General features: G+C 45.8%; 11 protein-coding genes. 6 read left to right on the plus strand and 5 right to left on the minus strand.

Annotated features, from left to right (window positions below; genetic code table 11):
* Window positions 1-272: DUF2499 domain-containing protein (locus JGK20_RS30870; protein WP_293233313.1), on the minus strand; the 272-nt coding region annotated here is incomplete at its 3' end.
* 94 nt (window positions 273-366) lie between these two features.
* Between JGK20_RS30870 and JGK20_RS30875 the strand changes: the two genes are divergently transcribed.
* The 4 genes from JGK20_RS30875 to trmB all read left to right on the plus strand — a co-directional run bounded on the left by JGK20_RS30875 (window position 367) and on the right by trmB (window position 3,219).
* Window positions 367-522, plus strand: coding sequence for a hypothetical protein (locus JGK20_RS30875; protein WP_293233315.1), 156 nt, complete (start codon window positions 367-369; stop codon window positions 520-522).
* A gap of 84 nt (window positions 523-606) precedes the next feature.
* Window positions 607-1,653, plus strand: a complete 1,047-nt coding sequence (csaB, locus tag JGK20_RS30880; RefSeq protein WP_293174850.1) for a polysaccharide pyruvyl transferase CsaB — start codon at window positions 607-609, stop codon at window positions 1,651-1,653.
* A gap of 101 nt (window positions 1,654-1,754) precedes the next feature.
* On the plus strand, window positions 1,755-2,465 hold the full coding sequence (locus JGK20_RS30885) for a Uma2 family endonuclease (protein ID WP_293233317.1): 711 nt from the start codon (window positions 1,755-1,757) through the stop codon (window positions 2,463-2,465).
* Window positions 2,466-2,586: 121 nt separating this feature from the next.
* Window positions 2,587-3,219: a tRNA (guanosine(46)-N7)-methyltransferase TrmB gene (gene trmB, locus JGK20_RS30890; protein ID WP_293233319.1), complete on the plus strand. Its 633-nt coding sequence runs from the start codon at window positions 2,587-2,589 to the stop codon at window positions 3,217-3,219.
* A 403-nt stretch (window positions 3,220-3,622) separates the two neighbouring features.
* Here the strand turns inward: trmB and JGK20_RS30895 are convergent, their stop codons facing one another.
* From JGK20_RS30895 to JGK20_RS30910, 4 genes are all read right to left on the minus strand, one after another.
* The gene (locus JGK20_RS30895) at window positions 3,623-4,159 is read right to left on the minus strand and encodes a lipase family protein (protein ID WP_293175002.1); all 537 of its coding nucleotides are present in this window, start codon (window positions 4,157-4,159) and stop codon (window positions 3,623-3,625) included.
* A gap of 275 nt (window positions 4,160-4,434) precedes the next feature.
* Window positions 4,435-5,289 carry a Uma2 family endonuclease gene (locus JGK20_RS30900; protein WP_293189645.1) on the minus strand — a complete coding sequence of 285 codons (855 nt, stop codon included), beginning with the start codon at window positions 5,287-5,289 and terminating at the stop codon, window positions 4,435-4,437.
* A gap of 22 nt (window positions 5,290-5,311) precedes the next feature.
* Window positions 5,312-5,851 carry a hypothetical protein gene (locus tag JGK20_RS30905; RefSeq protein WP_293233321.1) on the minus strand — a complete coding sequence of 180 codons (540 nt, stop codon included), beginning with the start codon at window positions 5,849-5,851 and terminating at the stop codon, window positions 5,312-5,314.
* A gap of 183 nt (window positions 5,852-6,034) precedes the next feature.
* Window positions 6,035-7,549: a phospholipid carrier-dependent glycosyltransferase gene (locus JGK20_RS30910; protein WP_293233323.1), complete on the minus strand. Its 1,515-nt coding sequence runs from the start codon at window positions 7,547-7,549 to the stop codon at window positions 6,035-6,037.
* Window positions 7,550-7,636: 87 nt separating this feature from the next.
* On the opposite strand from JGK20_RS30910, the gene JGK20_RS30915 reads away from it, so the two are divergent.
* Together JGK20_RS30915 and JGK20_RS30920 are read left to right on the plus strand one after the other, a co-directional pair.
* Window positions 7,637-7,792 (plus strand): hypothetical protein, encoded by a 156-nt coding sequence (locus JGK20_RS30915; RefSeq protein ID WP_293189649.1) that lies wholly within the window; start codon window positions 7,637-7,639, stop codon window positions 7,790-7,792.
* Between the two features lie 36 nt (window positions 7,793-7,828).
* Window positions 7,829-8,175: tetratricopeptide repeat protein (locus tag JGK20_RS30920; RefSeq protein ID WP_293233325.1), on the plus strand; the 347-nt coding region annotated here is incomplete at its 3' end.

Genomic DNA, 8,175 nt, shown 5'->3' on the forward strand with positions numbered 1-8,175 from the left:
CACCAAGCCGCCGCCCACAGAGTAAAATTACCGATGAGAGTCATCGCCGCTTGCAGGGTAACAATCCATTCTAGGGCTGGGGAGTTGTCGAAAAAGTGCCACGTACAGGCGCACATAGCGCTGACAAGGGCGGGCAGCATTCCGACAGAAAGGGCCCACCAAGCTCGGTTTTGAGTGACTTCGCCGTAAGTCCAAATTAACCAGATGGCGGCAATCCACTCGACGACGCTAGAGACATGAATAATCCAGGTAGGAATTGACAAAGCGTGCATTTTTTGTATTGTGAAGGAAGATGTGTGGCAGTTGACAGTTGACAGTTAGCAGTTGACAGTTGGCAGTTGGCAGTTGGCAGTTGACAGTTGACAGTTGGCAGTTGACAGTTGGCAGTTGACAGTTACAGTAGTGCTGTCCCCGAAGAGCGAACTTCGTCATTTGACAGTTGACATTTACACCGTTTATGCTAGCAGGTTTGCGGTGCTATTCATGAAGTTATTTGTGCGAATAGCGATCGGGCGGTTGTGATATTTTGTTGTTTTCAAAAGAATCTTTTGGTAACAATAATTAGGTATTGTAATAGTTATATTTGATTCCAAACAAAGAGTAGAAATGCGAGCAATTTTGTGCGGCTATTACGGAAAAGGCAACGGCGGCGACGAGGCGCTGTTGGCTTCGCTACTGCAAATGTTACCAGATGGCGTGACGCCGATCGTCCTTTCTGGCAATCCTGTCGAGACAAATCAGCGGTACGGAGTAGCTGCGCGCGATCGCATGAATGCGTTTGGTGTCCTCGATACACTCCGCAGCGCTGACGCCCTAATCTGGGGTGGCGGTAGTTTAATCCAAGACAGTACCAGCCTTGTCAGCCCTTTTTACTATGGTGGCTTGATGGGATTAGCGCAGCAGATGGGCTTAAAAACTGTTGCTTGGGCCCAGGGAATTGGCCCTTTAAATCGTGAGATTACTCGTAAATTATCTCAGCGGTGTTTTGGTGGATGCACAGCCGTCAGCGTGCGCGATAAAGGCTCAGCTACCATACTTGCAGATTGGCAAATTCCCTTTACATTAGCGCCCGATCCAGTGTGGGCTTTGGAAAATTCCCCCGTCTCCGGTTTGTGGGATTTGCCGTCGCCGAGAGTTGCGGTTTGTTTGCGATCGCACTCTACACTAACACCCGCCCGTTTGTCAATCCTAACTCAAGCTTTAGTTGACTTTCAAAAAGCCACTCGCACCTTAATTTTGCTGCTGCCTTTCCAAGCTTCCCACGACTTAGAAATTGCCAAACATTTGCACGAAGCGCTGCCGAAAAGGAGCCGCATCCTGAGTTTAGACGATCCGAGAAAGTTGAAAGGAGTGTTCCGGGGAGTCGAAATGGCGATCGGGATGCGCTACCACAGTTTAATTATGGCAGCATCCGAAGAATGTCGCTGTTTTGCCCTCAGCTACGATCCCAAAGTCAGCCAATTGATGGACGAGTTAGAAATGCCGGGATACTTATTATCAGAATTGCCCGAAGATCCCTATTTAATCAGCAAAACCTGGATGGATCACTATGCCAACGGCGCCGCACTATCGCCAGACAGGATAAAATTTATTGTAGGGCGATCGCTCTTTCATAAGGAAGTATTGCAAACCGCACTCCAGCAGTCTCAGTAAACAGTTGATAGTTGACAGTTGACAGTTGACAGTTTACCTGGAACAGCACAGTTTTGATGGCGGGGAGGCTGAATCTATTTTTTGCTAAGAGGTAAAATATTATGACAGTAAGTACAGCCGACATAAAAATTACCTGGGAAAAATTGCCAGACGATTTCATCTTAGACGAGGAACCAGTGGAAAATATCGACCAACCATTACTCGCCGCCGCCCTGCGCGAAATCCTAGAAATTGCCGGACTATTGTTAGAGGGAATCTTAGTTGCGCCGAATATGTGTGTGTGCGCGACATTAAACGACAAGCTAGTTACCAAAGCGCCAGATTGGTTTTATGCCCGCAACGTACAACCGCTTGCTGCCCCCGAAATTCGCCGCAGTTACACCCCAAACTTAGAAGGAGAAATCCCGGATATCGCGCTGGAGTTTTTATCAGCTAATCAGTACGACGAATATTCAAGTAAACCAACTTTTCCCCCGGGAAAATGGTTTTTTTACGAGCAAATGCTGCGAGTACCAATCTATGGTATTTTTGAGCCTGCGGCAGGATTGCTAGAAGTGTATCGGTTGAATTCATCAGGAAGATATGAAGCACAGCAGCCGGATGAAAACAATCGTTATTGGATTGCAGGAGTTGGCTTGTTTCTAGGTGTTTGGTACGGAACAAAAGCTGAAAGAACCGGATATTGGTTGCGTTGGTGGGATGAGAGCGGACAAATGTTATTGTGGGGTGCAGAGATGGTGGAAAGGGAAAGGCAGCGAGCCGATCGACTAGCCGCACAATTAAGAGCAGCAGGCATTGAACCAGAAGCTTGATACAATAATTAGAAATGAAAAATCCTAACACTGCGATTTTTTATTTCTAAATTCATCTACCTTAATCCGCGTTAATCTGCCCGCATCAGCGGTTAAAAATTACATTCAGGAGACAGCAAAATTGGCAAGAGTTAGAGTTCGGGAACACGTAAATCCCCTATCGATGAGATATCAAACATCCGCCAGTGCCCCAGATTGGACGAAAATATATAGCGACTTAAATTTGCCACTGCATTTAGATATCGGCTGCGCCAGAGGCAGGTTTTTGTGGCAAATGGCGCAAATCCAAACTGATTGGAATTTTCTCGGATTAGAAATTCGGGAACCTCTGGTGGATGAGGCGAATCTTTGGCGTGACGAAAAAGGCTTGACAAATCTGCACTATTTGTTTTGCAATGCTAATAGTTCCCTGAAACCAATTTTAGAAACACTTCCCGCTGGCACTTTGCAGCGAGTTAGCATTCAATTTCCCGATCCGTGGTTCAAGAAAAAGCACCACAAGCGGCGGGTGGTACAGCAGGAATTAGTCGGCGAGTTGGCGACTTATCTGGCTGTTGGCGGTGAAGTGTTTATTCAATCGGATATTGAGGAAGTAGAAGTCGAAATGTGCGATCGCTTTTCATCTCATCCTAGCTTTAAACGCACAAATAACGGTGAATGGTTAGCAGAAAATCCCATGCCTGTAGCCACTGAAAGAGAAATTGCTACTCTCAAACGCGGGGAACCAGTTTATCGCGCAGTGTTTCAAACATAAAACGTATTGTTTCACCAATAAAGCCCGCCGAATTAATTGCGATGTTTCACAAATAAAGCCCGCCGAATAGAATTCGGGGCTACACAAACAATGTCCGCGGAGGTGGACTGAAGATAAGAGTATCAATAAAAGCTGATTTGGTGTTTGAGATCGTATCAAATTCATTAAAAATTACATTAAACCTCTTGCAAAAATCCTTTTAACCAAATTTTGGGACGGGCTAGAAGCCCATCCCACAAGAAAAAAGATTGTTGTGGGATGGCTTTGAGCATCGTCCTAACTATTTTTGCAAGAGGTCTATTTTATACTATTTCTTTAAATTGGCATTTATCTCTTTTATTGAGTCCGTGGAGGCGGACATTGTTTGTATAGGCGCGAATTCTATTCGCCCGGATTATTCTGTTTATTTTAACCCGGAATTTGGGGAGGTTCGGGGTTTGTTGGTTTCGACTTGTTTGTCGATCGCACTTCTGTAACTATCCACCACATGATTCGGCATCACATCCCCATTAGGCGCCAAAAAAGCCCACTCCTCACCCACGTGCACATATTCAGTCTTAAAGAACACCGTAAAAGGCACCAGCGTAATAGCATCCGCCAAATTTACCACTCGATAGCTGTTCGGTACAACTCGATTGTGCTCCCTCGCAAACACCGGATCGCCCACCCTCGGACTGCCATAAGTATACAACTGCACCTGCTTTTTCAACCGAGGAACATTCACCGCAATGTCGATCGCAGCCAAAGTCGCGATCGCAGCACCCAAACTGTGGCCCGATAGATAGCAAGGAACCGACGGATTCAGCTTTTTGGCAATGTCCAGCGTTTGAGTGGCAATATTGCTGTAGATGGTTGAAAAACCGGGATGAATTGTACCGTAGGACTTACTAAAAACCTTACTTTCTTTTGTAGCGTAGGCAGGTAATTTTTGCTGGAATATACTTGGTCATACACTAACTCTAAATATCAATATAGCGGTTCTCAAAAAAGTCAGGTACGTTGTTGGGCTTTAGCCCTCTTATGTGTATAATATAGTAACCGAAGTCGCATGAAAAAATTCATTTATAGTCATACCTCATCTTTCGCTCGAAAGGCTATATCAAAAAACGGGTTTTTTACCTAATCTGCTGGCTGCAATCTAATGATTTTAATAAAAAACCCAGTTTCTCACCTCGTCCTTAATTGCTACTTTCCCACTGTCAACAAAGGTTTCCCTCATAATTGAGGTTCAATTCCAGCCGATCGCAATTGAGCGCGCAATTGCTCTAATTCTTCTTGAGCGCGATCGGCCCTTTGCCGTTCTTGTTCAGCCCTTTGCCGTTCTTGTTCAGCCCTTTGCCGTTCTTGTTCAGCCCTTTGCCGTTCTTGTTCCGCCCTTTGCCGTTCTTCCTCAACTCTTTCAAAGCCAGTTAACAGCAAATTCCCTTCACTATCCCACCAGCGCAGCCAAGGTAACTCAACATTTTGATACCTTCCCTGCCAAATTCCCAATTCCACTCCTAACGGTGGAATTGGATAATGACCGCGATCGTTTGCCGGAAGTAAATGATAGCTACGGCCTACTAAATGGTAAACTTCGACACTCGCCTTAGTCACCTCATAAATCCCGTAAAATTCCGGACGGATGACATTTTCGTAAATCCAGAATTTGCCAGGTTTAGTTTCCTGTTGACCAGTTCGCAACAAAGGCGTTCTATCTCGTTCTTCTGCACCATTTCCCGACACAAATTCTAACACAATTAATGGTGCTAAAAACTCTTGCCACATCACATAAGAACGACGCACTTGACCGTCAAATGTTGGCGGGACATTTGGCACGTAAAACCAATCAGGTGCTTCCGCACCACGCTCTAGTGGCTCAGTCAATCGCCAATAAATCCCGCTATCTTGACCGATACAGTAATCAGCATCTGGATGAATGCTTTGGAGGATCGGAGTAATAGAATCAGTTAACAGAATGCTTTGGGGATGTTCTTGAAAGTTTTTCACAAAAGTGCCGTCGGATTCTGGTAGCTGAGTGTGATCCGGCCAACCTGCGGGGTTGTTTTCTACATCTAGGGAGAATTTCATGGTTTTATTTTGGTGACAGGTATTAATCAAGAATGTCTTTAATTTTTTTCTCAAACTCCTCTTGACTTATATTACCATTTATCAAGTCATCAGTGAGAGATTTAATCGGATTTTCTGTTACTTGAGGTGGAGAGGCGATCGCCCCAATATTCGCCTCAAACAAAGCCGCCCCTTCCGGTTGAGAACTATCGAAAACTTCCTTGAGTTCCGCTGCATTCATTTGGCGGCCGCTAGCATAATAAAGGTGAGTCGCCTTTCCCACCCTCCAAGTCAGTGCAAACAGCGACGAAGCCACCGCAAAACCGCCCACAAACGGCACAAACAAACCCAAACCATACATCGATATCCAAGCCATAAACGCTACCCAAAAAGAACCAAAACCCCCGAACAGATTGCCTCCGATCGCCAGCGCATCTTGACCTTTTGGATAGCCCCATTTTGCCCCAATATCCCGCATCATTTTTAATAGCAACACGCTCGCCACCAGTAGCGTCACCGTCATACTTCCCGGCAGCGGGTTGAGTCCCAAAATAGCAGATCCAATGGCATAATCTATAATCAAGTCGCGGATTTATTTGTTGATTTCGACAAGGTTTGGTGCGCGGGCGATCGCTTCCATTTCCTCTGAGGTTTTTGGAGAGTTTTTAGACATAAGATTTAGTCTTTATGAAAATCTATAAAAACTCTTGTGGGGCAGGCAAGATGCCTGCCCTATACAGGCTTTTATGGAGAGATATATTCTAATCTAAACCCAAGACGGCAGCCACATCCTAATTTTCCATTCCATTTGTGACAAAGGCAATCCCAAATAGAGAGGCATCCAGAAAATAAAAGCACCCAAAACCATAAAAATTATTGTTACCCCCATCCCTCGGAGGCGAGTTTGTGGGCTGTGCAGCCACCTGTCAGTCCACCAAGCAAGTGCTAAAGCTGCAAACACAGAACAGCCCATATAATGGTACAAAAATACGCAGCGAGTCACCTTCACCCAAGGCAGCAAATTAGCCACCCAATTAACTATTAAATACAGCGCCATCCACATTTCAGTAGTCGGCGGAAACAAAATCGGCCGCTGCTGTTCGATCGCGTCAACAGAAGCCACCCGGCGCGTTTCCCTCCACACTAAAACCCGGTGAACCAAAACTCCTATTACTAGCAGTAAAGCTAAAGTTGACAGCCACCAAAGCAAAGGATTTCCCATCGCGTGAACATCAAGAATTACCGGGTTTACACCGCTGGGTAAAGGCGGCAAAACTGGATCGGATTGTGCGTTGCTGCTAATACTTTTGTAGAAGTAGACTATCGGGCGCAGCATCAAAGGCCAACTGTACCACGCCGAACAGTAAGGATGCACGTCAGGCCCGCTTTTAATCCGCTGGTGATAAGTCAAAATTTCCGTTTGCATCTGCCAAAAGTTGGGAGTTGGATTGAGATGCAGGTGAGGAATCCAGGAGATGCTGTAAACTAAAACAGGAATCACAGCTAGACTCAAAATTACTTCTAAGAATTTGAGTTGAGTCAGTCTTTGTACGGGACTTTCGGGCGGCAGGAGAGCAGGATTTACCTCGGCACTCTGTTCTTCATCTCCTCGGTTTCCTTGGATTAAACGCACTACCCAAGCGCAGATTAAAATTAGATACGTACCGAATAGAAACCACAGCCCATTCCATTTGATAGCAGCAGAAGCACCGAAACCTATTCCTGCTAGCACCAGCCAAAGCCACCGCTTTTTGCCTTCTGATTCTACGGATTTTAAAATAAATAGTTGTCCTAAGATTCCGAACAAAACTAGATAAATGTTGTTGAGCGCGTAGCGAGATTCAACTAAAAATAAACCGTCGCAGGCGATAAAGAAAGCAGCCAGAAAAGCAAAGGTGTGGCGTCGCACTAGCTGATAAGCCAGAGCTCCGACAACTAGGGGAATAAAGGAGCCTGTGAGAGCATTTAGCCAGCGGTAATCCCAAGGGGAAAGCGTTGAGCCGGCTAGACCGTTGACGGCTGTTTTGCCGAAGGGGAGGTGAGTGCCGATCGTAATCCCGATCGCAATTATGTACTGACTCAGCGGCGGGTGAGCGTTGAAAAAAGGTGTTTTAGTCAGATAATCGTTGGCAAACTTCGCGTAATAAACCTCGTCAAATACGAAGGCGTTAAATCGCTCCAGTTCCCAAAAGCGCAGAGTCAAAGAAAATAGGAACACACCGAGCATTCCTAGACCAAAAACAAGAGTGGATCTGTTGAATTGTTTTTTGTTGAGTTGCATAAAATAACCGAAAATAGTAGATGCTAGATTTGGGGGCGATCGCTAATTTTAAAATAATCAGTTGAAAAGAGCGTAAAAATTACTATTATGACTTTTAACCTTCGCTGCTACAAACCCGATGCAGGCAATAATGCTTGTCACGTGGGGCGATCGGCGGTAGCGACTATTGTTTCACAATATGCTGCCTATGTAATTGCCACGCAGGCAGGAAAAACGCATATGACAAGGTGCGATCGACTATGATACCGATTAACAAGGTCTGGTTTAAGGCGGGTGTTTATGAATCTCAGGCTGTGGGTTTGGGGGATAGCTGTAGGTGCAAGTATCCTCCTAGGAGTTCCAGCGGTGGCGGCACCCAGTGCGATGCAAATTAGTCAAGGGGTATCGCAGCAGGGAGGGGGAAACACTGCTGCTGCGGCTGAAAAATCCTTGAAAGAAGGGCTCCAACTGTACCAGCAAGGGACGGCGGAATCTTTAAAAGGTGCGATCGCCAAGTTTGAAGAAGCATTAAAACTGTATCGAGAAGCGGGCGATCGCGGTGGAGAAGCTGTCACCCTCAACAACATCGGCAAAGTCTACTCAGATTTGGGAGAGAAACAGAAAGCGCTAGAGTATTACAGCCAGTC

It is taken from the genome of Microcoleus sp. PH2017_05_CCC_O_A, from assembly GCF_020738785.1.
Classification (GTDB): Bacteria; Cyanobacteriota; Cyanobacteriia; order Cyanobacteriales; family Microcoleaceae; genus Microcoleus.

Coding starts and splice junctions, on each gene's coding strand:
- csaB (WP_293174850.1), top strand. CDS start 607: ATGCGAGCAATTTTGTGCGGCTATTACGGAAAAGGCAACGGCGGCGAC.
- JGK20_RS30885 (WP_293233317.1), top strand. CDS start 1,755: ATGACAGTAAGTACAGCCGACATAAAAATTACCTGGGAAAAATTGCCA.
- JGK20_RS30900 (WP_293189645.1), bottom strand. CDS start 5,289: ATGAAATTCTCCCTAGATGTAGAAAACAACCCCGCAGGTTGGCCGGAT.
- JGK20_RS30910 (WP_293233323.1), bottom strand. CDS start 7,549: ATGCAACTCAACAAAAAACAATTCAACAGATCCACTCTTGTTTTTGGT.
- JGK20_RS30915 (WP_293189649.1), top strand. CDS start 7,637: ATGACTTTTAACCTTCGCTGCTACAAACCCGATGCAGGCAATAATGCT.